Origin of the sequence: Fusobacterium ulcerans, from assembly GCF_003019675.1 — a bacterium.
GTDB lineage: Bacteria > Fusobacteriota > Fusobacteriia > Fusobacteriales > Fusobacteriaceae > Fusobacterium_A > Fusobacterium_A ulcerans.
Genome location: NZ_CP028105.1, coordinates 2696736 through 2722077, shown reverse-complemented (window position 1 = coordinate 2722077; position 25342 = coordinate 2696736). Strand labels below are relative to the sequence as shown.

25 protein-coding genes are annotated in these 25342 nt (G+C 31.0%); 9 read left to right on the top strand and 16 right to left on the bottom strand.

The window, feature by feature from the left end; translation table 11 throughout:
- Positions 1-6: 6 nt before the first annotated feature.
- The 7 genes from C4N20_RS12670 to C4N20_RS12640 form a co-directional block, all read right to left on the bottom strand.
- The gene (locus tag C4N20_RS12670) at positions 7-1353 is read right to left on the bottom strand and encodes an MATE family efflux transporter (RefSeq protein ID WP_172453939.1); all 1347 of its coding nucleotides are present in this window, start codon (positions 1351-1353) and stop codon (positions 7-9) included.
- A gap of 286 nt (positions 1354-1639) precedes the next feature.
- On the bottom strand, positions 1640-2956 hold the full coding sequence (locus C4N20_RS12665) for an MATE family efflux transporter (protein WP_005976919.1): 1317 nt from the start codon (positions 2954-2956) through the stop codon (positions 1640-1642).
- Between the two features lie 214 nt (positions 2957-3170).
- On the bottom strand, positions 3171-3566 hold the full coding sequence (locus C4N20_RS12660) for an META domain-containing protein (RefSeq protein WP_005976917.1): 396 nt from the start codon (positions 3564-3566) through the stop codon (positions 3171-3173).
- A gap of 173 nt (positions 3567-3739) precedes the next feature.
- The gene (locus C4N20_RS12655; protein WP_005976915.1) at positions 3740-4024 is read right to left on the bottom strand and encodes a hypothetical protein; all 285 of its coding nucleotides are present in this window, start codon (positions 4022-4024) and stop codon (positions 3740-3742) included.
- A 25-nt stretch (positions 4025-4049) separates the two neighbouring features.
- Positions 4050-4862, bottom strand: coding sequence for a histidinol-phosphatase HisJ family protein (locus tag C4N20_RS12650; protein ID WP_005976913.1), 813 nt, complete (start codon positions 4860-4862; stop codon positions 4050-4052).
- 339 nt (positions 4863-5201) lie between these two features.
- The gene (locus C4N20_RS12645) at positions 5202-5492 is read right to left on the bottom strand and encodes a hypothetical protein (RefSeq protein ID WP_005976911.1); all 291 of its coding nucleotides are present in this window, start codon (positions 5490-5492) and stop codon (positions 5202-5204) included.
- A 112-nt stretch (positions 5493-5604) separates the two neighbouring features.
- The gene (locus tag C4N20_RS12640) at positions 5605-5985 is read right to left on the bottom strand and encodes a winged helix-turn-helix transcriptional regulator (protein ID WP_005976910.1); all 381 of its coding nucleotides are present in this window, start codon (positions 5983-5985) and stop codon (positions 5605-5607) included.
- A 360-nt stretch (positions 5986-6345) separates the two neighbouring features.
- Here C4N20_RS12640 and C4N20_RS12635 point away from each other — a divergent pair, with 360 nt between their 5' ends.
- The 8 genes from C4N20_RS12635 to C4N20_RS12600 all read left to right on the top strand — a co-directional run bounded on the left by C4N20_RS12635 (position 6346) and on the right by C4N20_RS12600 (position 13639).
- Complete coding sequence (locus tag C4N20_RS12635; RefSeq protein ID WP_106878592.1) at positions 6346-7311, top strand: LacI family DNA-binding transcriptional regulator; 966 nt, start codon at positions 6346-6348, stop codon at positions 7309-7311.
- A complete protein-coding gene (gene rbsK, locus C4N20_RS12630) occupies positions 7311-8234 on the top strand; it encodes a ribokinase (protein WP_005976906.1) in 924 nt (307 codons plus the stop codon). Before C4N20_RS12635 ends, rbsK begins: the two co-directional genes overlap by 1 nt.
- Entirely contained in the window at positions 8221-8628 is a 408-nt protein-coding gene (gene rbsD / locus C4N20_RS12625; RefSeq protein ID WP_005976904.1) for a D-ribose pyranase, read from the top strand. The genes rbsK and rbsD overlap by 14 nt, the downstream gene beginning before the upstream one ends.
- Positions 8629-8637: 9 nt before the next feature.
- Positions 8638-10134: a ribose ABC transporter ATP-binding protein RbsA gene (rbsA, locus tag C4N20_RS12620; protein ID WP_005976902.1), complete on the top strand. Its 1497-nt coding sequence runs from the start codon at positions 8638-8640 to the stop codon at positions 10132-10134.
- A complete protein-coding gene (rbsC, locus tag C4N20_RS12615; protein WP_005976900.1) occupies positions 10127-11053 on the top strand; it encodes a ribose ABC transporter permease in 927 nt (308 codons plus the stop codon). The genes rbsA and rbsC overlap by 8 nt, the downstream gene beginning before the upstream one ends.
- 16 nt (positions 11054-11069) lie before the next feature.
- A complete protein-coding gene (rbsB, locus tag C4N20_RS12610; protein ID WP_005976898.1) occupies positions 11070-11948 on the top strand; it encodes a ribose ABC transporter substrate-binding protein RbsB in 879 nt (292 codons plus the stop codon).
- 273 nt (positions 11949-12221) lie between these two features.
- Positions 12222-12554: a DMT family protein gene (locus C4N20_RS12605; protein WP_005976896.1), complete on the top strand. Its 333-nt coding sequence runs from the start codon at positions 12222-12224 to the stop codon at positions 12552-12554.
- 23 nt (positions 12555-12577) lie between these two features.
- Positions 12578-13639 carry an NADH:flavin oxidoreductase gene (locus C4N20_RS12600; protein WP_005976893.1) on the top strand — a complete coding sequence of 354 codons (1062 nt, stop codon included), beginning with the start codon at positions 12578-12580 and terminating at the stop codon, positions 13637-13639.
- 66 nt (positions 13640-13705) lie between these two features.
- Here the strand turns inward: C4N20_RS12600 and C4N20_RS12595 are convergent, their stop codons facing one another.
- Entirely contained in the window at positions 13706-15433 is a 1728-nt protein-coding gene (locus tag C4N20_RS12595) for a hypothetical protein (protein WP_005976891.1), read from the bottom strand.
- 224 nt (positions 15434-15657) lie between these two features.
- On the opposite strand from C4N20_RS12595, the gene mscL reads away from it, so the two are divergent.
- Positions 15658-16059 (top strand): large-conductance mechanosensitive channel protein MscL, encoded by a 402-nt coding sequence (mscL, locus tag C4N20_RS12590; protein ID WP_005976889.1) that lies wholly within the window; start codon positions 15658-15660, stop codon positions 16057-16059.
- Positions 16060-16127: 68 nt separating this feature from the next.
- Here the strand turns inward: mscL and C4N20_RS12585 are convergent, their stop codons facing one another.
- The 8 genes from C4N20_RS12585 to modA form a co-directional block, all read right to left on the bottom strand.
- Positions 16128-17699 (bottom strand): helix-turn-helix domain-containing protein, encoded by a 1572-nt coding sequence (locus tag C4N20_RS12585; protein ID WP_005976887.1) that lies wholly within the window; start codon positions 17697-17699, stop codon positions 16128-16130.
- Positions 17700-17859: 160 nt separating this feature from the next.
- Complete coding sequence (locus C4N20_RS12580; RefSeq protein WP_040490634.1) at positions 17860-18126, bottom strand: HU family DNA-binding protein; 267 nt, start codon at positions 18124-18126, stop codon at positions 17860-17862.
- Positions 18119-18415 (bottom strand): HU family DNA-binding protein, encoded by a 297-nt coding sequence (locus C4N20_RS12575; protein ID WP_005976882.1) that lies wholly within the window; start codon positions 18413-18415, stop codon positions 18119-18121. The genes C4N20_RS12580 and C4N20_RS12575 overlap by 8 nt, the downstream gene beginning before the upstream one ends.
- Before the next feature lie 31 nt (positions 18416-18446).
- Positions 18447-21791 (bottom strand): autotransporter family protein, encoded by a 3345-nt coding sequence (locus C4N20_RS12570; protein ID WP_005976879.1) that lies wholly within the window; start codon positions 21789-21791, stop codon positions 18447-18449.
- A 629-nt stretch (positions 21792-22420) separates the two neighbouring features.
- A complete protein-coding gene (gene moaC / locus C4N20_RS12565) occupies positions 22421-22894 on the bottom strand; it encodes a cyclic pyranopterin monophosphate synthase MoaC (protein WP_005976877.1) in 474 nt (157 codons plus the stop codon).
- 11 nt (positions 22895-22905) lie between these two features.
- The gene (locus C4N20_RS12560) at positions 22906-23922 is read right to left on the bottom strand and encodes a molybdopterin-binding protein (RefSeq protein WP_005976875.1); all 1017 of its coding nucleotides are present in this window, start codon (positions 23920-23922) and stop codon (positions 22906-22908) included.
- Complete coding sequence (gene modB / locus C4N20_RS12555) at positions 23922-24593, bottom strand: molybdate ABC transporter permease subunit (RefSeq protein ID WP_005976873.1); 672 nt, start codon at positions 24591-24593, stop codon at positions 23922-23924. Before modB ends, C4N20_RS12560 begins: the two co-directional genes overlap by 1 nt.
- On the bottom strand, positions 24583-25332 hold the full coding sequence (gene modA / locus C4N20_RS12550; RefSeq protein WP_005976871.1) for a molybdate ABC transporter substrate-binding protein: 750 nt from the start codon (positions 25330-25332) through the stop codon (positions 24583-24585). The genes modB and modA overlap by 11 nt, the downstream gene beginning before the upstream one ends.
- Between the last annotated feature and the right edge of the window lie 10 nt (positions 25333-25342).

The window sequence follows — 25342 nt, the reverse complement described above, 5'->3', positions numbered from 1 at the left end:
CATTCATTAAACACTCAAGTATCTCCATCTTCCTTTTTTAAATGTTCTGTAGCAAGCTATACTTCTAAATCCTAGATCTATTGACATAACTACCCATGCTCCCAGCAGTCCTGTATCTAATTTATATAGGAATAGATATGTAAGTGGTATTCTTATGAGATACATTCCCAGACTTGTTATAAGAAGAACTGCCTTAGTATCTCCAGCTCCTCTCAAACAACCACTCAATACCATTGATACTGCAAGGAATGGCTGACATATTGACACCAGTCTTAAAGCTCCTGTTGCCATCTCTCTAATAGCAGGCTCCTTAGTAAACATTGCTATTATCGTTCCAGGAAGTATGAAGAATGTCAATCCAAAAGCTGACATTGCACAAAGTGCCAGCAAAGTTGTTGCCTTTGCATCTCTTTCAGCATTCTTTGGAGAATTTTTTCCAAGCTGCTGTCCCACCAATGCTGTTCCTGCAACTGAAAATCCAAATCCCATATTGAATGAAAATGATTCAGCTGTAAGAGCTATCTTGTGTGAAGTATACGCCATCGTCCCCAATGATATTACCATCATTTCAAATATAAGCATTCCTATTCTGAATATTCCCTGCTCTATTGCTGCTGGTATTCCTACTTTCAATATTCTTTTTATCATATTTCTATCATATTTTAAAGCACTGAATGGTATAGATACCCAGAATTTATCTGTGAATAGTGTCAAAACTATATAGATAACTGTTACTATTCCTCTTGCTATTGTAGTAGCAATTCCTGCTCCAAGCACTCCAAATCCCAATGTAAATATAAAAAGATAGTTAAGTATAACATTGGAAATAACACTTATAAGATTAGCTACCATAGGAATTGTAGACTTACTTGTTGATCTGTAAGCAGCTGCAAATACCACATTAAAGCATAGGAAAGGCAATCCCATAACCACTGCTCTGTAATATTCTGTAGTTCTTACTAAATCCATGTCATCTGCTCTTCCTACCAGACTAAGTATATTCCCTCCAAATACTAGCAACAGACCTGCTATAATAATAGAAAATGGTACAGAAAGTATTATACTCTGTGCCATTGAATTTTTACCTTCTTTTTTATTATCTGATCCAAATGCCCTGCTGACTATCGCCGTCGTCCCAATACTTATTGCAAAGAATACTGGAATAACTGCCTGCACTGGAGCATTCCCTACTCCTACTGAACTTATTGCCACTGGCCCCAGTTTTCCAACCATTATCATGTCGAAAAATCCCAACAGTGTTTGAACAAATAAGTCAGCTATTGCAGGAAGGGCTATTGCCATAATTGCTGCAAATACTTTTTTATTTCTTCTCCACTCTCTTTTTATATCCATTGCTACTCCCCCTACGCACAATTCTCTCTCTTCATTATAGTACATTTCCCGTTTTTTTTCACTCTTTTAATTAAAAATTTTAAATGCTGTTTTTTACAGTACTTTAGACTAAATTAAGAAAAATTGTATACTAATTATTTTCTCAAATGTTTTATATAGATTTTAATTCATAAAAAATGAACCCTTGTTGCTGAATATCATCCAGCAATTTGGGCTCACTTCAAAACAACTTAATTTTTAATTCAATCTGCTTTATTATATTTATTTTATTCTGGTTCTCTTCATTCTAAAATATATCTGTTTTTTTCTTTAATACTAAAGTCGACAGGAATGTCATCAAATCAGAAAATGGCAAAGCCAGCCATATTCCATTTTCTCCCAGAAACTTTGGAAGAATCAAAAGCCCTATAAGTACAAATACTGTACTTCTCAATACTGAAAGTATATTTGCTGCTTTCGATTTATCCTTTGACTGAAGGAAAGATATATTTATAAAGTTAGCTCCTACAAAGATTATTGCACTTGCATACAATCTTAGTCCATGTCCTGCTGCTTTTATAAGTTCAGGGTCATCATTGAATAATCTTATAAGGCTGCTTCCAAAGAAGTTTACCCAAATAAGTATCACAACAGCTATTACAAATGATATTTTATGCCCTATCTTATATGTAGCTTCCACTCTGTCTAATTTATTTTCTCCATAATTATAGCTTACTATCGGCTGTATTCCCTGTCCCATTCCATTGTACAGCATTCTGAATATATAAAATACATATCCAACTATACAAAAAGCTGAAACTCCCATCTCTCCACTATATTTCATAAAGGAGATATTGAAGAGAATTGTTATAAGTGCCACTGTAAATTCCATTATAAATGATGGAAAACCTATAGCTGCTATTTTTTTCATTACATCCATTTTTATACGATTTTCAAATGAAAACTTGAATCTTGAACCTGGCTTCATAAAATATCTCACAAGGAAAAGCATTGAAAATAACTGTCCTATTCCTGTGGCTGTAGCTGCTCCGAATATTCCAAAACCAAACTTCATTATGAAAAGCCAATCTAGAAATATATTTGTAACAGCTCCTATTACCATTGAAATAAAAGCATAAGCTGGTGCTTTGTCGTTTCTTACTACAGCATTCAAGCTGTTGGATATCATCAAAAATCCAAGTGCTGCTGTACAGGGATACATATATGCTTTTACCATTGGGAGAAGATTGTCATTTGCTCCCATAAGCCTTATTATTCTCTCATTAAAAAATACAACTAAAAGTAGTATAAGAAGATATGCTGTGACATTAAGCACAATTATATATGAAAAACATCTATTGCAAAATTCCTTATCTTTCGGATTCAATGAAATAAGGGTCGCTCCTCCTATTCCAAACATCAGACTTAAAGCAGCTCCAAAATTTACTATTGGATACCCCAAATTTAAAGCAGCAAGTCCATCTGCTCCTACTCCACGACCTACAAATATCCCATCCACAATAGAATACATAGCTGTTACTATCATACCTGTTACTGCTGGGATAGAGAAATTTAAAAACAGTTTCCATACTGGATCTTTACCCAAGCTAATACTTTTAGACATTTTCCTCTCCTTATATATTTTTTACAAAAAATTCAAATCCCTCTAATTGCATAGAGGGAAATTCTGATTCAATTTAATCCAATCTTGTGACAATAAAGTTACAGTTGCATTAATAATATCAAGTTTATTCTGTCTAAATAATTTTTAGCTTGTTTCTATATAAAAACACTAAAATATTTTACAGTTTTTTATGTACCTTCACTAAATTATCTGATTACTTTTTTTCAAATATTAGTTTTTCATTATCTTTAGTAAGTAATATGATACTATCATTTTTAACTTCTATCTTGTCTGCTTCATTTAAAAGCTTGATATATCCGCTTTCAGCCTGCATTCTGTTTTCTGGACCAGCCATCATAGTAGAAGCTACATTAAGAACTTCTATATTTTCTCCATCTATTTTAGCTCCGCCAAAGTATCTGTTTACACCTGAGAATCCATACACTCTATCTCCTTCAAAAGCGATAGTTATGTTTGCATCTTTATACATATTAGTTAATAGAAATTCCTGCTTTTCTATACTTTTTATATCGTTTTTTCCAGTTCCTATACTAGAGCATCCAACTAAAAGAGCTCCTGCTGCTAAAAAAGTTACTATTTTTTTATACATTATTTCTACCTCCGTCAAAGACTTTTAATACACTCTATCATTTTTTATCTATTAAATCAAACAGTTTTTAAAACAACTTGAATTTATAATTTATCTATTTGAAATCTCTTCAATATGTAAGTTTTGGTAACATATTTCTTAATATTTAAAGACATCAAAATGCTAAAAATATATTATTTTTTTCTATCAAGTACTTTATCTCTTACTACCTGATCATCTTTTCCATTTCCTAATCTAAATTCTTCAAAAAGCTCGTCATCATCATCTACATAGACAGTAGCTTCTACCATGTCGCCATTTTTTATTTTAAGCTTTTCAAAATCTTTGATATCTCTTATTACATATTCATCTTCAAGTCTTGATGTAAATACTACCAAGTCTCCTTTTAATTTTTTTGCCGTTTTAGCAAATTCTTTTATCACTTCATTCATTACTTCTTTGCTTACTTCATACGTCATTTTATTTACCTCTTCCTTCTCTATATTATTTTATTTTCTTAAAAATTGGCTGCATTCCTTTAAAAGAAGTAATATATTTTTTATCTATGCTTTCCATAAAGTCATATACCAGTTTAAAATCCATAGTTAGATACTCTTTTACATGGGCATCTGATCCTATAGTAAGTATTTCTCCTCCAAGCTCATAATATCTTTTTACTATATCAGCACAAGGATAAAATCTATCTTCCTTATATCTAAATCCAGAAGTATTTATTTCTATTCCCTTTCCTTTTTCTATTAGTTTTTTAAGAACTGCATCAATTCTGTCAAAGTTTTCTTTGTAATTTAATCCCCTGTATTTAGGTCCACCATATCTTGTTACAAAATCCAGATGTCCATAAACATTAAATTTATCATAAAGCTCTACATTTTTTAATACATTATCAAAATAAAGTGCCTGTACTTCTTCTTTTGTTTTTCCTTCCTGTATCTCTCCAAAGGCAAGGTCTATTCTGTTGATGGCATGACTGGAATTTATTACAAAATCAAAAGGATAGCTGCTTACAACTCCCTCTAAATATTCCCTTGTATGAGTCTGTACTCCTACCTCTACTCCTAACTTTACATCTATTTCTTTTTTGTATTTTTCCTTCAGCTCCAATACCCTTTTCACATATTTATCTACTTTCAGTACCCATCTGTCAGTCATTCCTTCTATATCATATTCTAAATGATCTGTAAGAGCTATCTCCTGCAACCCTAAAGAAATAGCCTTTTGAATAATTTCTTCCATATCCTGAGTTGAATCTCCTGAAAACTCACTATGTACATGATAGTCGCTTATAATATTTCCCAAAATAAACCTCCCTGATAAATATAACTTTTTAATCTACTCTTTTACTTCTATTTCTATGTTTCACAAATATTCTTAAATTTTTTATAATTAGCAATTAATAATACATATAATACACACTAAGAGTATCATAATCTACTCAAATTTTCAAGTACAGCCGTTGACTTTTTGATATTTTCTATTCTTTGATGCATTTGCATATATTTTCAATATTGACTGATAGAAAAATAATTAGTAGTATCATTAAACTTATCTCTTTATAATAATACACAATCAAAAAAGAGAACTTAGAAAAAATTTCCAGTTCTCTTTTAAAAATAAAATTATAAGATTATTTAAAATTTATGCTGCTATATAGATTCTAACTTCTGGATCTGCACTCCATAAAGGTTTCAATCCAACAAAAACATCATTTTTAAACATTTCACTATCCAGATATGCTTTGGCATTTTCAATACTGTCAAATCCATGTAAAACCTGAACATCTTCATCACGAATAAGTAAATCCTTAGATACAGCACCTTTTATCTCTTTTAAAAAAGGTTCACGATAGTCACTATAAACTTTAGCAGCAGCAGGGCGATTTGCCTCTGTTATCACCATTGTAATTTCAAGAAATGCTTTAGCTTTCATTTTTTTACCTCCAAAATAATTTAGTTCCTTAAGGTAATTAAAGCATAACATTTTAAATAAAAAAAATGAATATATTAGGAAATTTATTAGTAACTAATAAATTTAATAGTACTCAATAAAGATGAGGGCAAGTCTTACAGGCAGGAAGTTTTCTTTCCAATTCTTCCTGAGTATTATTTCTCGACCATGCACAAATGCTTTGCAGAATAGGAAGCACTGATTTCCCTTTTTCAGTTAATGAATATTCTACTTTAGGCGGTATCTCATCATATTGTTTTCTATTTATTATTTCATCAGCTATGAGTTCTTTAAGCATAGATGCCAGAACTGCATCTGTAATATTGTTAAGTTCTCTCCTTATTTCACTGTATCGTGTAAATGGCTTGCCAGAGAGAACACATATTATCCTTGATTTCCATTTTCCACCAAATATTTCCAAGCCATGTTCTATAGGGCACATTATTGTTCTATCAAGTTTATGCTCATATTTCATATTTTCCCCTCCAGTATTTACTAATTTTTTCAATATATTATATAGCTATTCTATCATATTTTTAAAATTAACAACAATATTCTAATAATTGTTTTCTGATATTCATATTTAAAACAATCCTTTTTTTCGAGTACTTTTAAAAGTCACTTTTTTTATAAAAAGTCCTTATCTGGTAATGAGAATATTTTTTACGTTCTATTTGTTTAAAATAATATAACATTTTTTTCTAAAAAATGTGAATTATTTTTTCAAAGTGCATATCATTTTATTTTTTAAACATTCATCATTGACAAAGCACAAAGTGTAGGGTAATATTTTATTGTAAACGGTTACATAACTATAAAAACAAGTGGTGATTATATGAATATGAAAGACATTGCAGCTCATCTTGGGATTTCAGTAGCCACTGTTTCCAGAGCTATTAATGGAAGTGAAAATATCAACCCTGAAACAAAGGCGAGAATCCTGGCATTTGTAGATAAAAAAGGATATACTCCAAATGTTATAGCAAGAAATTTATCTAAAATGGAAAATAACACTATTGCTCTGTTAGTTCCTAACATCAGCAATCCATTCTTTGCCTCACTAATAAATAAAATATGTGCAAATTTTGCTAAAAGCAATTATCAAATAGCTCTTTATAATACATCTGAGGATATTGAGCTGGAAAAAAAAGCTATAAAAAATATAATTGGACAGAGAATAGCTGGAGTTATTGCCATTCTAATCAATGGAAAATATAATGAAAATCCTCTTCTCCCTCTTATTAATTACAATATTCCTGTTTTTCTTTTAGACAGAGATATCAGAGATTATACTCTTCCTGGCATATTTCTTGATAACTATATAGGAGCATACAAAGTAGTTACAGAATTATTGAGCAAAGGTCATAGAGATATAGCTGTTATCACTGGAGATCTTTCATCTCTCAATGCCGAAGAAAGATTAAAAGGATACATAAAAGCTCACGAAGATATGAATATTCCATATTCTAAAGAAAATATTTATGAAGGTAATTTCCTTTTTGAAAGTGGATATGAAGCTGGAAAAAAAATCTTGGCTACTTCAGCCACAGCAGTATTTTCTTCTAACAACCTTATGCTTTTAGGATTTTTAAAAGCTATGAAAACTTTAAATAAAGATATAGAATTATCATGCTTTGAAGAAATAGAATATCTTGAAGTGCTTGGAATAAATGTTATTTCCTGCAAGATACCTCTTGATGTAATTGGAGAAAAAACATATTCACTCTTTTTCACAGATAAAAGTAAAAGAAAAAAAACATATATAGAACCTATTTTGATAAAAAATAGAAAGGAGTTTTAATGAAGAAAGTTGTAGTTGCAGGTAGTATAAATATGGATTTGGTAACTATTTGCGAAAGAGCTCCAAAGGGAGGGGAAACTCTTTTTGGAAAAGAATTCTTTCAGGTACCCGGAGGAAAGGGAGCTAATCAAGCTGTTGCCATTGGTAAATTAGGAACACAGGTTACAATGCTTGGAAAAATAGGAAATGACTCATTTGGAAAAGACCTTATATCATCAATGAATAACAGTAGAGTTGATACTAAATATATAGAAACTTCTGCTTCATCTACTGGAATAGCTAAAATAATAGTTGAAGAAAATGGACAAAACAGAATACTTGTTGTGTCAGGTGCAAATATGGACGTAGACAGAGCATACATAGACAGACATATGGATATTATAAATGAAGCTGACATTCTTGTTACTCAGCTGGAGATACCTATGGACACTGTAGAATATGCATTGAAAAAAGCAAAGGAAGCTGGAAAGACAACTATATTGAATCCTGCTCCTGCTGCTCCATTAAATGATGAAATTATAAGAAACAGCGACATTATCATTCCTAATGAAAGTGAACTGGGAATCATAACTGGTATGCCCACTAATACTTTGGAAGAGATAGAAGCTGCTGCACACAAACTTTTAAATATGGGAGTAAAAGAACTTATAGTTACTCTTGGAAGTCAAGGTTCTCTTCACTTGAACAAAAAAGGATCAGTAATGCATACAGCATACAAAGTAAAAGCTGTAGATACAACTGCTGCTGGTGACAGCTTTATAGGTGGACTTGTGAGAAATATTCAAGCTGATAATTTAGATGAAACTATTGAATTTGCTACAAAAGTTTCTGCTATAACAGTTACAAGAAAAGGAGCACAAATATCTATACCAACTATTGAAGAAGTAGAAAATTTCAAAGGAGAAAAGAATGAAAAAAAGTAGATTACTAAATAGTGAATTATCTTATGAAATAGCAAAAATTGGACATACAGCACATATCACTCTCTGTGATGCAGGGCTTCCTATCCCTCAATCAGTAAAGAGAATAGATCTAGCTGTTGAAGCTGGGCTTCCGGGATTTATCCAAGTATTAGATCCAGTACTTAGTGAAATGCAGGTAGAGGAAATTATTCTTGCTGAAGAGATAAAAGAAAAAAATATGCCTATGTATGAAGCTATTATGAATTCTTTTAAAGAAGCAGGTATGAATCCAAAAGTAATTTTTGTTCCCCATGAAGAGTTCAAAAAAATCACTCACAGCAGTGAAGCTATTGTCAGAACTGGAGAATGTTCTCCATATGCAAATGTAATACTGAAATCAGGAGTAGTATTTTAGGGAGAGGATATGGAAAAAGAAATTGTTTTAAAAATGACTGATATAGTTAAAACTTTCCCAGGAGTAAAAGCTCTCAATGGTGCTCAGTTGAATATATATCGTGGAAGAGTAATGGCACTCCTTGGAGAAAACGGAGCTGGTAAATCTACTCTTATAAAAATAATGACTGGTATATATCAAATGGACAGTGGAAGTATCTATCTGGGAAATGAAAAAGTAAATTTTAAAAACGTTACAGATTCTCAAGGAAGAGGAATAGCAGTTATCCATCAGGAATTGAACCTTATACCTGAATTAAGTATCACAGAAAATATTTTTCTGGGAAGAGAATTAACAAACAGTTTTGGAAAAATAGATTCTAAACTTATGGATAAAGAAGCAAGATTTCTCCTTGATAAGTTAAATGTTGCAGAAAGTGAAAAAACATTGATTAAAGACCTTACTATTGGAAAGATGCAGATGGTGGAAATAGCAAAAGCTCTATCACAAAATGCAAAGATAATAATAATGGATGAGCCTACAGATGCTCTTACTGACAGCGAAACTGAAAGTCTTTTTGAAGTAATAAGAGAACTTACAAGAGAACACAAAAGTCTGGTATATATTTCTCATAGATTAAAAGAAATCCCTGAAATATGTGATGATGTAACTATAATGAGAGATGGAAAGTTTATCTGTGAAAAAGAAGTCAAGGATATTGATGAAGAATTCATCATCAGAAATATGGTAGGAAGAACTTTAGATGAACAATTTCCTAGAGTAAATGTAAAAAAAGGAAAAGAGATACTTAAAGTGAAAAATCTTAAAAATGCCTATATAGATGATATATCTTTCAGCCTTCATGAAAGTGAAATACTTGGTATATCTGGGCTGATGGGAGCTGGGAGAAGTGAGCTTGTAAAAACTATCTATGGACATCTAAAAAAACAATCAGGACAAGTATGGCTGGATGGTTCTGAAAAAAATATAAGATCAGCAAAAGAAGGTATTGCTAATGGAATTGCATATGTTTCAGAGGACAGAAAAGGTGACGGACTTGTTCTGGGACTAAGTGTAAAAGAAAATATGACTATATCATCTTTAGGATTCTTTTCAACTTTCTTTAAAATTGATAAAAAAAGTGAGAAAAATAGCGTTGATGAGTATGTAGAAAAATTCAGCATCAAAACTCCAACTATAGATCAGAAAATTAAAAACCTAAGTGGAGGAAATCAGCAGAAAGTAGCTATTGCTAAAGCTCTGCTTACTAATCCAAAAATTCTTATACTAGATGAACCTACAAGAGGAGTGGATGTAGGGGCTAAAAAAGAAATATACGACTTCATTAATGAATTAAAGAAAAAAGGATTGAGCATCATTATAGTTTCATCTGAAATGCCTGAAATTCTCGGTCTTAGTGATAGAATATTAGTTATTCACAACCATAAGATAACTGGTGAATTTACTGGAGAAGAGGCAACACAGGAAAAAATTATGAGATGTGCAGTAGGAGGAAATAATGTTTAAAAAACTTTGGAGCAATAAACCTTTGATTGGCCTTGTTATATTTTCTATAATAGTGGCTTTTCTAAATCCTAGATTTTTGTCTATGGCAAACATTCTAAATGTATTAAGACAGACTTCTATAAATTCAATAATTGCTATAGGGATGACATTTGTTATTCTTACAGGAGGGATTGATCTTTCAGTAGGTTCTATCCTTGCTTTCTGTGGTGCAGTTATGGCTTATCTTCTAAATAGCGGACTGAATCCTCTGCTTGCCCTTATAATCACTCTTCTTTTAGGAACTATTTTTGGTTTCTTCAATGGGTTCTTGGTTTCAGTAATGAAGCTTCAGGCTTTTATTGTTACACTGGTAACAATGACTTTCCTGAGAGGTGCCACTCTTGTATTCACTGATGGAAAACCTATCACTGTCCGTGATGGAGGTATGCTTTTTGAAAATATTGGTGATGGTTATCTTTTCAATATACCTATCCCAATATATATAATGGTCTTTCTATTTATTGGTGGGCATTATCTTTTAGCTCATACAAAATTTGGTAGATATACATATGCAATAGGTGGAAATGAAGAAGCTACAAAACTTTCTGGTATAAATGTAAATGTAATAAAAATATGGGTATATGGTACTTGTGGAGCTCTTGCTGCTCTTGCTGGAGTAATAACTACTTCAAGACTTTTCTCAGCACAGCCTACAGCAGGTACAGGGTATGAACTTGATGCAATAGCTGCTGTTGTACTGGGAGGAACGTCTCTGGCTGGTGGAGTTGGTAAAGTTACTGGAACAGCTCTTGGGGCTATTATAATTGGTGTCTTGGGAAATGCTTTGAATCTTCTTGATGTTTCATCTTATTATCAAATGATGATTAAAGCTCTTGTTATCTTAATTGCAGTATTAATAGACAAAAAGTCTAACAAATAAATAAGGAGTGGTGTAAATGAAAAAATTTCTAAAAGTTTTTGGAGTGGCAGCTCTGCTTGTTGCTGTTTCTTCAGCGGCTTCAGCAGCTGGAGAGAAAATTGGTCTTGTTGTGTCTACACAAAATAACCCTTTCTTCGTAACATTAAAAGAAGGTGCTGTGAAAAAAGCTAATGAATTAGGATATGAACTTATAGTTCTTGATTCACAAAATGACCCTTCTAAAGAATTAGGAAATGTAGAAGATCTTCTAGTTAAAGGTGTAGATGTTCTTCTTATCAACCCTACAGATTCTGATGCTGTTGTAAGTTCTGTAAGAGCAGCCAACAGAAGCAAAATACCAGTTGTAACACTTGACAGAGCTGCCAATGGAGGAAAAGTTGTTTCTCACGTTGCATCTGACAATGTATTAGGTGGAGAAGTTGCTGGAAATTATATAGTTGAAAAATTAGGTGGAAAAGGTAAAGTTGTTGAATTGGAAGGTATTCCTGGAACTACTGCTGCAAGAGACAGAGGAGAAGGATTCAACAAAGCTATTGTTGGTAAACTTGATGTAGTAGCTAAACAGGCTGCTGATTTTGACAGAACTAAAGGTCTTACTGTTATGGAAAACATCCTTCAGGCTCAACCTGAAATTAATGCTGTATTCGCTCACAATGATGAGATGGCATTAGGTGCTTTAAAAGCTATTGAGTCTTCTGGAAGAAAAAATGTAATAGTTGTTGGATTTGACGCTACTGATGATGCTGTTGCTGCTGTAAAAGATGGAAAATTATCTGCTACTGTTGCACAAAAACCTGCTGAGATAGGAGCTATCGGAGTAGAAGTTGCTGATAAAATAATCAAAAAACAACCTGTTCAGGAAAATGTTCCTGTAGCTTTAGAATTAATAAAATAAATGATTTACTAATATTTTAATCAATACTTAACAAGAATTAAAAACCTCTTAACATTTTGACTATTTCAGAATATTAAGAGGTTTTTTTTATAAAAATTCCTTGTTTTTTTTTCTAAAAGTTATATAATTAAATATATGGTTTTTTGAGATAGCCATATATCAAATATATAGTAACTATTTAATTTTTATTTAAAAAAATCTTGTTGATTATTCTTCTTCTTTGTTATAAAATCATTGTGTTAAAATTATGATTTACAAAGGAGAAAGATATTTATGAAAATTTTACCAATCTGTCTATTGTTTGTTTCTAACATTTTTATGTCATTTGCATGGTATGGACATTTAAAAAATACCAAAAGTGCTTTGATATTTGCAATAGCTTCAAGCTGGGGAATAGCATTTTTCGAATATTGCTTTTCTATCCCTGCCAACAGAATAGGATCTCAATACTTCACTGTTGCACAGCTGAAAATTATACAAGAAGTAATTACTCTTATTGTATTCTCAGGATTTTCTATATTATATTTGAAACAAGAATTTAAATTAAATTATATCTATGCATTTTTCTGCATGATAGGAGCTGTATATTTTATGTTTAAGAAATAAAATGTAACATAAGGGGTGGCTTCATGAAAACTATTTTCGATAAAACTAATCTTGCAAACTTAGATTTAAAGAACAGGCTTTTTAGAAGTGCAGTTTGGGAAAATCTTGCAGATAATGGTCATATGACAAAGGAACTTTTTGAGCTTTATGAGAATCTCGCCAAAGGGGGAGTAGGTAATATAATCACTAGCTTTTCATCAGTACTGGAAGATGATCTTCCTGCACCTAATATGCTTTGTGTTTATGATGATTCTTTTATAGATGACTATACTCTTCTTACTGAAAAAGTCCATTCATATGGAGCTAATATTTTCCTTCAAATCGTTGCTGGAGGTTCACAAGGTGCATATAATTTAAACTCTGGCAAAACAATTTATGGTCCTAGTGCTCATAAAAACCCTATCACTGGTATAGAAGCTGTGGAAATGACACAGGAAGATATATGTGATTTAGTAGAAAAATTTAAAGATGCTGCTGTAAGAGCAAAAACCAGTGGTTTTGACGGTATACAGATTCATGCTGCTCATGGATATCTTTTGAGCCAGTTCTTAAATCCTTTCTACAATAAAAGGTATGATGAATATGGTGGAGATGTAGATGGAAGAGCAAGAATACTGATTGATGTATATCTTTCTATAAGAGAAGCAGTTGGAGATGATTTTCTTGTTGGTATGAAAATAAACTGTGATGATTTTGAAGATGAAGGATTAAATTTTGGTGAGAGTTCTTGGGTTTGTGAAAGACTTGCTATGATGGGGCTTGACTTCATAGAAGTAAGCGGTGCCAACCCTTCAAGAATTATCTCTTCACCTTCAGAAGAAAGCTATTTTAAAGTATTTGCTAACACTATAGCTCAAAATACTCAGATACCTACTATTTTAGTCGGTGGAAACAGAAGTATAGAAGGAATGGAAGAAATTTTGAATAATTCCTCAATAGAATATTTTTCACTGGCAAGACCTTTTATTGCTGAACCAGATTTAGTTAAAAGATGGAAAGAGGGAGATACTAGAAAATCAAAATGCATCTCTTGCAACAAATGTCGTGTTCCTGGTAAAAAAATAGAATGTATTTTTAATAAATAATGAAATATAAAAGAGATTGATTAAAAAATCAATCTCTTTTTATACTTTAAAATAAATCTTAGGAAGCTAATCTTTTATTAAGTCAAATAATTTCTGTGCTGCTCTTTTAGGACCATCTTTTTCATTTCCTTTTATTCCTAATTGAGTTCTTATCTGACCTACTTTTACACCTTTTTTAAACATATCTTCAAAGAATTTGTCTATAAGTACATCTGTTTTTCCTATATTTTGTACTGGTCCAAATGGATTAGCAAAATATGAATCTACTAAACCTTTTTCACTTGTAGTCCCTTTCGCCATTCTCTTTCCAGCTTTGAATACTGGTATTGCTTCTTCTGGTGAATTGAAAAATTCTATCTCTTCTCCCTCTTCATAGTTGTTAGCATAAAGGAACATATCTATAGGATACCCCTTCATAATATCATTGTATGAAGCTATTGGGATAATTATTCTTGAGTTTATCTTATCTGGGTTCATAAAAATACTTCTGTCTATCTCTTTGTATGCATATCCAGTATCAAGATCGTCCAATCTTACAAAGGCTCCTATCTCTGTTCCATATGCTTTAGGGCTTGTAATTTCATTCAAAACAAATGTTCCCATATCATCAAATATGACTCTCATATCTTTTACATACTTCTCACTGAGAGTTCTGAATGCTTCCAGACTTTCTGACTTTCCAGCTCCACTGTCTCCCATGATAGCTATATTAAATGTCTTTCCATTTTTCATGACAATATTTACCATTGCACCATGTATTGGAAGTTTTCCTTTTTCTATCATTCTTATATTGTGAAGTGTTAATATCATTTTTTTCATATATCCAAAATAATCTATATCTTCATTATAGTTTGCATATCCTATCATCATGTTATTTTCTTTATCATTGTAGAATACAGTTTTCATTTCATTTTCAAAGTCTTTTACACCATAGATGTATAATATGTCAGGTCTTCTGTTCATATATTCTTCTTCTCTAGCTAGTTCAAAAAGGTTGCATAGAGCTATCCCTTGTGACATAAAGTATCTGTTGAAATATATGAAAGCCAGTGAATCTCCCACTTTAGCTGGATAACAGAACCAGTTTTCAGTGTTTATACATATGTCTTTAAATGGATTTTCTTTTACTTCCTGAAATATTCCTGTTCTTGTATTTCTTTTTGGATAAGTAATAAATGGAGGCTGTAATATAATTGTTTCAATAAAAGGTATTTTCTCTAAAAATGAATATTCAGAGGGACAGCTTCTTTTAGTATCATTCAATATTATTCCTGCATTTATACCAGCACTTAATTGTCTGTAAACTCTGTGCTTATATCCCATCACAGCTTCTTCTATCTGTCTGTATGTACTAAGTATCAGATTTTTAAAATTATTTATAGCTTCAATGAAGTTTACATTTTGTAATCCTTCTCCTCTTTTTGTATTTCTTACTACTGCATATCTTTCAAATTTTCTCCAGAAAGTATAGAGCCTCTCTATAAATTCTACTAATGTATCTCTGCTTTCTAAAAGTCTTGCATATTTTTCATCTAATGTGGCTATTTCTTCTGCTTCTAAAACGATAAGAAGCTTGAAGAATTTTATCATTACTTCTGGCAGATCATCCTCTGCATTGCATCTTTCTTTTATGTATGTATAAACTGGAACTTCCTTTCTTTCCAATTTTTCTAGAAATGCTGTCATAATTCTTTTAAATCCATCACTATCTAACAGAGATTCTGCATTATTGCAATATTTTATTGTAAAGTTTACTGTTATGCTGTTTCTGTTAATAGTCGCTTCTTGTCTCATTTTATCCTCCTGAAATACCCTCTCATAATTTATTCATAGGTATAAATTATCATCTTTTTCAAAGTATGTCAATAACTTTTTGCAAAATATTTTTTATATTTTAAAAAAATGATGTATTTATTTTTATTTTTAAAAAATAAAAGGAATTTTTCTTTATTTACAGTATCATATGGTATATAATATATTTATAATTATTTTATAATTGTTAGAAATGGAGGTTTTTTATGGGATTTTTTAAAGAATTTAAAGAGTTTGCAGTACGTGGAAATGTACTAGATATGGCAGTTGGGGTAATCATAGGAGGAGCTTTTGGAAAAATAGTTTCAAGTATGGTTAATGATATTATTATGCCGCTAATTGGTATAATAACTGGAAAAATAGATATTTCAGCCCTTGCTCTGACAATTCCTTCTCCAACTCAGGGGGCAGAACCTATTATGGTGAAATATGGAATGTTTTTACAAAATACTCTTGATTTCATAATAATTGTTTTCTGTATATTTGTTTTTATTAAATTTATAAACAACTTTAAAAAGAAAAAAGAAGAAGCACCAGCACCACCACCTGCTCCTTCAGCAGAAGAAGTTTTGCTTACTGAAATTAGAGATTTACTTAAAAATAAATAATATTACAGATAAAATATTCTAAAATAAAAAGGTGGCTAAAAGTTAAATTAATTTTCAGTCACCTTTTATTATGAGTTCAAGAAATAATGCTCATATTTATTTAATAAGAGCTCTTTTATCTCTTCCTCACTCTTTCCTTTTATCTCTTCTATAAAACCATTAACTTTTATTTTTCTGCTTCCAGTAGAAACTCCCAATGAGAACAGTTTTTCTACATCTTCATTTCCCAAATAAAAATTAAGCTTTATATTTTCATAGCCATTAAATTCAAGAAGAGATTTTATTCTATTTGAAAAAGTTATTATCAGATCGTACTCTGTATCTTTCAACAGATAAAGTTCATTTATATTTATTTTCAAAACTATGTCTACATCAGTATATATTTTAAGTATCTCCACAAAAAAATCTATCTTTTCTATTGCTGAATTACTTACTATCACTATTTTCTTTCTGTTTCTTCCAAGTACTTTATTCTTCATGACAGTTTTTCTGAATATAAGAGTCAGGGCAGATATCTGCTGATGAGTAAAGTATATTTCATACTTTTCCTCAATAGTCTCTATTGAATCTTTTACTACATTGTACAGACTAGTATAGACATTCTTTGTATTTTCAATATTATTGTCATAAAAACTATATTTAAAACTGTTTCTTATCAAAGATTTGTGAATATAGCCATATATTTCACTAAACAACTGATCATAATTATAGAATTGTGTTATCACTCTGCTCTGTACTTTTTCAATAAATTCCTTTGTAAGATTTTCAAGCTCTTCACTAATAAGTAATTCTAAATTTATAGTATAATCAAGTGAAGATACCAGATAGCTCAAAAAATTGTCTTCAAATTTATCTCCCAATATGTTATACTCATTGATTTTCACCATATTTTTTACAGTTTTATCCTCTATGCTGTGTTCTCTATTTATTCTGTACAGACTCAAAGCAATATAGATATATATAAATTTCTTTGAAGAATAAGATATTCTTAATTTATTCTCCTCTAAAAAGTCATTTAGTATATTTTTGGCTCTGCTTATCTCCTTAGCTCCCTTAACTATAAAATAATTGAATATCATTCTTTCAAGAGGATTATTTGCCTTTCTATTTATAAGGCTGTCATCAAAATCAAGATCAAATACATCTGACAATATAGAAGCTATAAGGATACGATAATTTCTTTCATTTCCTATTACTTTTATTCCTTTCTTTGCTACTATTTCAGATTTCAGCTCATTAGATTCCAATATATTATTTAATTCTTTACTGTCTTTCTTCTTAGTAGTAAGGCTGATTCCTAAATTATCATATAAGCTCGTCATATTTAATATTTCACTGAAAAAAGAATAGACAATCATAAGGTTGACTCTTTCCTCTTGAGATATCATATAATCATTTAAGGAAAGGTTATGCACAAAATCTATGTAGTCTCTGTAATCTATTTCTGCTGTTACAGTACTGTTTATTATTTTTATTTTTTTCTCTTCAGGGAGATAGCTGTTGAGGTTGGCTATATTTCTTTTCAGACTTATTTCACTTTTATTAAATACCTTTTCTGACTCTTCCAGATTAAAAAATTTTTTCTCCTGTATTCTTTTTAAAAGTTTAAGTTCAGATTTATTTATACTCAGCTTCCTCACCTCCTGAAAATATTATATCTAAATAGTACCACAGATATTAATCTATGTACAGAGTCTGGAAGTTTAAGAAGTATTTGAAAAATAAAAATAGCTGTACTCAAATAACAACCTTTCATTGCCATTCAAAGTACAGCTAAAAATATTTGATTTTGTTATTCTGCTATTTCATTTTTTTAGATACTCTAAATTTTACCGTTTTCTTTGGATATATCATCATTGGTTCTTTTGTTACAGGATTGGCTATCACTCTTGATTTTCTTGTAAGAATTTCAAATACTCCTACTTTTGTAAATTTAACTTCTCCATCTACTAGCAAGGCTTCTTCCAATGTTTCAAGAAATATATCTATTTCTTTTATTGATTCACTTAGTACCAACGTTCTTAAACTCATTTCTCTATATAACTTTGCTAATGATCTTTTATTCATTGGCTTCACCACTTTTATTTACCTTTTTTATTAATCTCTCTCCTGCTCTAAATTTTATTATTTCTTTAGGTTTGGTATACCTTGCTTCTGTCCATGTTGGCACTACTACTTTTCTTGATTTCACACTTTTCTTTTCAAAAATCCCCCAATTTTTTATTACAATCTTCTTTTCATCATTTAACAGTTTAAAAAGTGCATTCCAGAATAAATCTACTTTTTTCTTTGTTTCCATATAGTTTTTAGTCTTTATTTTCTTTTTATAAAGTTTAATAAAATCTGATTCTTTCATAATCGTTCCCCCTTAAAACTTTATAAATCAATTAAAACTTGTATCCTAACCCTGTTCCGATTATCCATTCACCTTTAGTTCTATTTTTACCAGATTGATTATGAGAATCTCTTTCAATAGAATAAGTTCCTTTTACATCAAAGATTATTCCGTTTTCTAATTCAAGAGCATATTTAGCATTTAATCCTATACTATGTTTATTTTTATGAGCTATAAGAATATCAAAGTTTGATCCATTCTTGAATTTTCCTGTGATATATTTTTCCTCTGCTCCATCTAAAATTTTAGTATAACTTACCCCTGCTGATACAGTGCTTTTACCTTTTTCATGAGGTATTACTTTTTTCAAGTCTACTCCTACTTTTCCTACTGTATAATCAAATGATTTGGAATCAGTTTCAATAGCTAGAGCTTTACTTCCTTCATTAGCTCCATCTTGGTCTATGTACATATATGATAATGTTGCGTAAGGCTCTAAGAATAAATTGTCTCCAATATTATGAGAATATCTTCCATTTAAGTAAATATCGTATGTTATATCGTTATAGTTATCTGAATATTTCATTACTGATTCTGCTTTTTCAGAAGCTACTTTATTTACTGCTAATCTGTCAGCATTATAGTCTCCATACTGGAATCCTAATCCTGCTGTTACTTTTAGATTTCCTACATATTTCTTAGCATATGCTCCTAAATACATTGCACTTCCATCTACTTTTGAGCCATTTGAGAGATCTGATTTTAATTTGTTTCCTCCAATTACTACTCCAGAAGTAAGTGTATCTGATACTCCATACTCACCTAGCATATATGCTCCAGTTATCTTAGTATCTGCATCCATGTCAGCACTTCCTATGTCATAAGTGTAATATCCTTTTCCATAGTATGTATCTTTAGTTCCACCATCTACATGAGTTAATCCCCCATGTATCATCCATTTATTTGTTTCTGGTCTGAAGATATTCTCTGTTACAATATCTCTAAACATTCCTGTTGATTTTCTTGAAAGCTCAGAAGAGTATGAGTATGGATTTCCTGCATAGATATTATTTAAATATCCTAAAAAAGTAGAAAGATTTTCTTTGCTCACAATATTGAAATATTTTACCTGATCAGTTGAAAGAATTCCTTGATATATCTTATTTAACTGATTATAATTTATATTATCTGGATAAGGCATTATAGGTAGATTTCCTTTTATTGTCACTTTAATATCTTCATTTGAAATTTTTTCAATATTATGGAGAAGAGAAAGGCTGTCCAATGTTATATCCAAAGAGTAATTTATTTCATTTCCTTTCATTGAATCAGTCAATTCTGTTCCACCGAAGTTTACTATAGTTCCAGCAGATAATTTCCCTACATCCAACAAAAGTTTTCCCCCATTAGATGATATACTTCCTGTATTTCCATGCAATGCATGACCTGTAATTTTATCTCCTTCTTTCTGTGTATCGTCTATTTTAAGTATTAAGTTACTTCCATTTTCCAATGTTATATCTCCAAGCTCTGCTGTCAATTTTTCTTCAACAACACTCAAGTCTTTATTAAATACATAAGTTTTATCAAATATTGTTACATTTCCTTTAATTGATGTTTCATCAAATCCTTTTATATTATTAAAAATATTTATTTCTTCCTGCTCTGCACTGCGATTTAGATTTTCTTTTCCTAGAGTAAGAGTATCATTTCCACTCCCTGTTATAATTTCTCCATTTATTACTGTTCCTTCAAAGATTGTAAGTTTGTTGTCTCCCTCTCCTAAATTTATACTTCCATTTATAACAGTATTTATTTTTTCAACACTTTCATTTTTGAATTCTATTTCTCCTGCTTCTAAAATAAGCTCATCGTTTTTAGAGTCTCCTTTGATAGCTATTCCATCATCATCTAATCCACCATTTATAATACTTCCAGAAATAGTAAGAGAGTTATCTCCTGTATTCTCAAATTTTATTGCAGATGTATAAGCATTTACCACAGAACCTTTTATTGTATTTCCTGTTCCTGATACTTTTAAAGTATCTGTTATTCCATTCAAGATATAGTTTTCATATGTGTTTCCTGAAAAACTAACACTTCCTGATGTAGATGTAGATGCATTTTCTACTTTCATATCTCTTTTCTTAGAAAACATATCTACAGTTACCTCTTCACCACCAGTATATTCTGTTGAAGTATCACTTTCCAATTCATATGTTCCATCAGCTTTAACTTTAAATATTATCCCATAGTTCACAATATCTTTTTTTACTTCTGATAGTTTTATTACTTTTTTTGAATCTGTACTATTTAACAATAATCCATAATTATTCCCTGCTGGCTCGCCTGTAGTATTCGTATCAATGGCATGAGTATTTCCATAAATTATTCCAAAGTTATTTATTTTATCTCCTGAAGTTGATTCACTAAGTAAACCTTTTCCAGAAGATTTCCCCTTTCCTATTATCATTCCTAAATTATCAATAATAGTAATCGGTTTTGAACCAGAGTTAATTCCTGCTAACCCATATCCAGAACCATTTACTGATATTCCTATAATCTTTCCTGTATTTTCCAAATTCTCTATTGGACCTTCAGAATAATTATTATAATTTGAGATTCCATGTCCTTCACCATTATTTCCTATTCCAATTATGAACCCTGAATTTTCTAATATTTTTATTACTCCACCATTACCTTTAATTCCAAAACCTGTATTTCCATTACCGTATATTATCCCTATATTTTTCATATCAGTAATAGTTTTAGTATTATAAATTCCCCTTGATTCGTTCGCCAGTACTCCCATTATTTTACCAGAATTATCTATTTTGCCTATAATTCCACTACTTTCATTTTGTACTCCAGAAGCTATGCTGTCTGAATTTCCATATATTATTCCTTTATTTTCTATACTACTTATTGTTGCATAATTAAGAATTCCTCTCCCATATCTTTGACCTTCTCCAAGTATTATTCCATTATTATTTATCTTTTCTATTTTAGAAGTATAATTCCAAACTCCAAATCCATCTTGATTGTATCCTTTTCTACTCCCTAATATTATCCCATTATTATCTATCTTCAATCCAAGATTTTCATCCATTTCAATAAACAGACCGCACCCAGTATTTCCTACTGAATCACTATCTTCTATATTCATATTATTAGTATAAACATTATTTTCAAAAGTATTTTCTTCAAATGGATGTGTTGCCTTATCATATATTTCTTCATTAAACAGTATTTCTTCTCCTGTTTCTTGAGTTATTTCTAAGCCTTCTCCCATTGCCAGTGGACATGATAATAAAAATCCTATTACAGCTGCTGTTGTTATATTTAGACTTTTTTTCTTTACCTTTCTTTTTACTTCTTTCATTATTTTCTCTAACACAATCTTTCCCCTCCATTAAAATCACTTGTAATTCATCTTTTTTAAAAAAGTTCTCTTTTGTGTATAAAAGCGAACTTTAATTGGGGGAAACTCCTTCTGTAGAAAGCTTTTAGTTTTTAACCATATTATTTTTTATCAAAAATTTAATTGTTGATTAATTCAAAATTAAAGGTTATAATTGTTATAAAAACATCAATAAAAAAGTTCGCTTTTATACACAAAGGCGTACTGCAATACATATATGTTTTTAAGGTTATTTTTAAATATATAAAAAATATGAATTTTAGAATTTTCATTTTTAAAATTACATGATCTCAAAAATTTTAAGACTTAGAGAGTTAATTTTTTAATATCCAATAATTGCAATTCACCTCTTACCCTTGTTGAAATTTTTCACTGTACCTATAGTTTCAACTTCCTAAAAATTTTATCTCCCTAAATTAAATATTTCATATTTTCTCAAGTTATCTCTTATCTAATTTTTTGACATTTTTTAAAATCTCTTATCTCTATCTTTAATACACTTATTCTATTCACATTTTATTTTTTTTACTTTCTTCAACAATAAAAAAAGTTTTAGAACTTCCAACTTAGAAAATCCTAAAACTTAATCTATTTCTTACTTTATTCTATTTTTTATCTTCCAGAAGAAAATCACTTTTCCCACCAGTCTTGCTTATGAGTTTAATTTCTCCTATAATCATATGCTTGTCTATAGCCTTGCACATATCATATATAGTAAGAGCTGCTATACTTACAGCTGTAAGAGCTTCCATTTCAACTCCTGTTTTCCCAGTAGTCTTTACAGATGCCTCTATCCAGATTCTGTCATCTGCCACCTCAAAATTTATATCTGCCCCTGTCAAAAGTATATTATGGCACATAGGTATCAAATCCCATGTTTTTTTAGCTCCGCATATACCTCCTACCTGTGCTACAGAAAGGACATCTCCCTTTTTTATTCTTCCTTCAGTTACAGCCTTGATTGTATCTGCTCCCATCTGAATATATCCTCTGGCTACAGCTTTTCTTTTTGTTTCATCTTTCTCACTGACATCAACCATTCTGGCTCTTCCATTTTCATTAAAATGTGTAAAATTCATTTTCATACCTCTTATTTTCCAAATGTACAGTTAGGATAATGGCATACTTCGCAGCTCTGACAAAGTCCTCCATTTCCATACATCATAATATCTCTAGTTGTAAGCTTTTCTTCACTTAATACCCTAGGAAGAACTAAATCAAATATAGTTCTCTTAGCAAACATTACACATCCAGGAAGTCCCATCACTGGTACATCTCCAAGATATGACAGCAGGAACATAGAACCTGGCAGAACAGGTGAACCATAACTTACCAGCTCTCCTCCCAGCTCTATTATTGCAGATGGCGTCACATCATCAGGATCTACAGACATTCCTCCTGTAAATATAAGCATTTCTGCTCCCATATCTAAAAGTTCCTGAGCCTTTCTCTTTATCATATCTTTACTATCCTGTGACAGTAATTGAGCTATTACCTCACAGTCAAACTCTTTAAGTTTATCAGTAACTATCTTTCCAAATTTATCTTCTATCCTTCCAAAGAAAACTTCATTTCCAGTAGTTACCATTCCCACCTTATATTTTCTATAACTATTTACATTTAATATGGGAGTCTGAATGATGCTCTCAGCTTTTTCCATTTTTTCTTTATCAATTACTAAAGGAATGACCCTTGCTCCTGCTACTAAGTCTCCTTTTTTTACAGGAATATTATCTGGAAGAGTAGCAAAAGATATCTCTCCAAGCATATTCAGCTCCAGAAGTTTTTCTGTATCTACTTTCAATACACCATCTTCTTGTGCATAAAAATTTATTTTTCCCTCTTTTATCTCATCAGCCAGTCTGATATTTTTACCTTTTCCAAGCTTTCCAAGTACAAGGGCAGCATCATTTTCATGTATCCCCTTATCTCCAAGTTCAAAGACATATATATGATCTTTCCCAAGCCTCAATAGCTTTTCTACATCTTCCTCTTTTATTATATGCCCTTTTTTAAAAGCTCTTCCTTTTACTTCTCCAGGGATTATCTCTGTAATATCATGCTGTAATACATGCCCTACTGCATTTACAGTTTCTATCTTTTTCATTATTTCTCTGCTCCTTTAAAAAAATAGTTATAAAGACACATTATACAAAAACTTATTACAAGTACTATTACCAATAGTACATTGGCTGTTCTGTTATCTCCACGTTCTACTGCTGAATATATGGCAATAGACATAGTCTGTGTCTTACCAGGGATATTTCCTGCCAGCATAAGAGTAGCTCCAAACTCCCCTAATGCTCTTCCAAAAGACAGCACTATCCCTGCAAGTATATTTCTTCTTATCAATGGAAGGATTACCAGACGAAGTATCTGAAAATCAGAAGCTCCCATTTCTTTTCCAGCCTCTCTATAGGTATAGTCCAATGAAGAGAACCCAGCTTTTATACAATTATACATAAGGGGCAGCGACACTACAAATGCAGTGATTATCCCTGCCCACCATGAAAAAATTACCTGAATATTGAAAAACTCATACAGATACGAGCCTATTATCCCTCTTTTTCCTAAAAATATAATAAGGATATACCCCAAAACTGTAGGAGATATGAAAAGAGAAAGATTTATAAGCATTTCAACTATGCTCCTAAGCTTTTTGCTTCTATTTTCCATGCCCCACACTAAAAGCACCGCTGCTATCAGTGTCAGTGCAGTAGATATAGAAGCTATTTTTAAAGTAAGGAACACAGCATTTATATCAAGTTTACTGTTCATTTATAACTTTAAACCCAAATTTTTCAAAAATATCAATTGAATCTTTATTAGTAAGGAATTTATAGAAATCTTTTACTTCATCTCTCTCTTTATCATTTAATATACCACAGCTGTATATGATAGGTGTATGAAGTGTATTTGGCACTTCATAGACTATCTCAGCATTTTTCATAACTCTGCTGTCTGTCTTGTAAATCATAGCATAATCAACTTCATATAGATCTACATACTGCATAGCACTTCTTACATCTTTAGAAAGTACAAAATTTTCCTGCATTCTATCCCACAGCCCTGCATTTTCAAGTACCTGTTTTGCATATCTTCCTGCTGGAACTATATCCGGATCTCCTATTGCTACTTTATGATCAAGCATTTCAGACAGATCATCTATTTTCTTTCTTCCTGCTACTACCATAGTATTTTCAAGTATATCTTTAGAGAATTTTTCTGATACTAGATTTTGCTTTTTCAAATCCTCCAAATCTTTTTTAGATGCAAAAAATACAAAATCTACAGGAGCTCCTCCTTCAATTTGTTTTTTAAGAGCACCTGAAGCACCAAAGTTTATATTTACTGTTATGTTCTTATTTTCTTTTTGATAATTTTCAGCTATTTGAGATAATACTTCATTTAAACTTGCTGCTGCACTTATAGTTATCTCTTTTTTCTCTGTCTTTCCACATGCTGCCAATAAAAAAATTGAAACTACTGCTACCATTGTTGTAAAAATCTTTTTCATCTAATCACCT

Coding starts and splice junctions, on each gene's coding strand:
- rbsC (WP_005976900.1), top strand. CDS start 10,127: ATGTTTAAAAAACTTTGGAGCAATAAACCTTTGATTGGCCTTGTTATA.
- C4N20_RS12600 (WP_005976893.1), top strand. CDS start 12,578: ATGAAAACTATTTTCGATAAAACTAATCTTGCAAACTTAGATTTAAAG.
- C4N20_RS12645 (WP_005976911.1), bottom strand. CDS start 5,492: ATGAAAGCTAAAGCATTTCTTGAAATTACAATGGTGATAACAGAGGCA.
- C4N20_RS12665 (WP_005976919.1), bottom strand. CDS start 2,956: ATGTCTAAAAGTATTAGCTTGGGTAAAGATCCAGTATGGAAACTGTTT.
- C4N20_RS12580 (WP_040490634.1), bottom strand. CDS start 18,126: ATGAATAAAAGATCATTAGCAAAGTTATATAGAGAAATGAGTTTAAGA.
- rbsK (WP_005976906.1), top strand. CDS start 7,311: ATGAAGAAAGTTGTAGTTGCAGGTAGTATAAATATGGATTTGGTAACT.
- C4N20_RS12560 (WP_005976875.1), bottom strand. CDS start 23,922: ATGAAAAAGATAGAAACTGTAAATGCAGTAGGGCATGTATTACAGCAT.
- mscL (WP_005976889.1), top strand. CDS start 15,658: ATGGGATTTTTTAAAGAATTTAAAGAGTTTGCAGTACGTGGAAATGTA.
- C4N20_RS12640 (WP_005976910.1), bottom strand. CDS start 5,985: ATGAAATATGAGCATAAACTTGATAGAACAATAATGTGCCCTATAGAA.
- C4N20_RS12575 (WP_005976882.1), bottom strand. CDS start 18,415: ATGAAAGAATCAGATTTTATTAAACTTTATAAAAAGAAAATAAAGACT.
- C4N20_RS12660 (WP_005976917.1), bottom strand. CDS start 3,566: ATGTATAAAAAAATAGTAACTTTTTTAGCAGCAGGAGCTCTTTTAGTT.
- rbsD (WP_005976904.1), top strand. CDS start 8,221: ATGAAAAAAAGTAGATTACTAAATAGTGAATTATCTTATGAAATAGCA.
- moaC (WP_005976877.1), bottom strand. CDS start 22,894: ATGAATTTTACACATTTTAATGAAAATGGAAGAGCCAGAATGGTTGAT.
- C4N20_RS12605 (WP_005976896.1), top strand. CDS start 12,222: ATGAAAATTTTACCAATCTGTCTATTGTTTGTTTCTAACATTTTTATG.
- C4N20_RS12655 (WP_005976915.1), bottom strand. CDS start 4,024: ATGACGTATGAAGTAAGCAAAGAAGTAATGAATGAAGTGATAAAAGAA.
- C4N20_RS12635 (WP_106878592.1), top strand. CDS start 6,346: ATGAATATGAAAGACATTGCAGCTCATCTTGGGATTTCAGTAGCCACT.
- modB (WP_005976873.1), bottom strand. CDS start 24,593: ATGAACAGTAAACTTGATATAAATGCTGTGTTCCTTACTTTAAAAATA.
- C4N20_RS12670 (WP_172453939.1), bottom strand. CDS start 1,353: ATGGATATAAAAAGAGAGTGGAGAAGAAATAAAAAAGTATTTGCAGCA.
- modA (WP_005976871.1), bottom strand. CDS start 25,332: ATGAAAAAGATTTTTACAACAATGGTAGCAGTAGTTTCAATTTTTTTA.
- C4N20_RS12595 (WP_005976891.1), bottom strand. CDS start 15,433: ATGAGACAAGAAGCGACTATTAACAGAAACAGCATAACAGTAAACTTT.
- rbsA (WP_005976902.1), top strand. CDS start 8,638: ATGGAAAAAGAAATTGTTTTAAAAATGACTGATATAGTTAAAACTTTC.
- rbsB (WP_005976898.1), top strand. CDS start 11,070: ATGAAAAAATTTCTAAAAGTTTTTGGAGTGGCAGCTCTGCTTGTTGCT.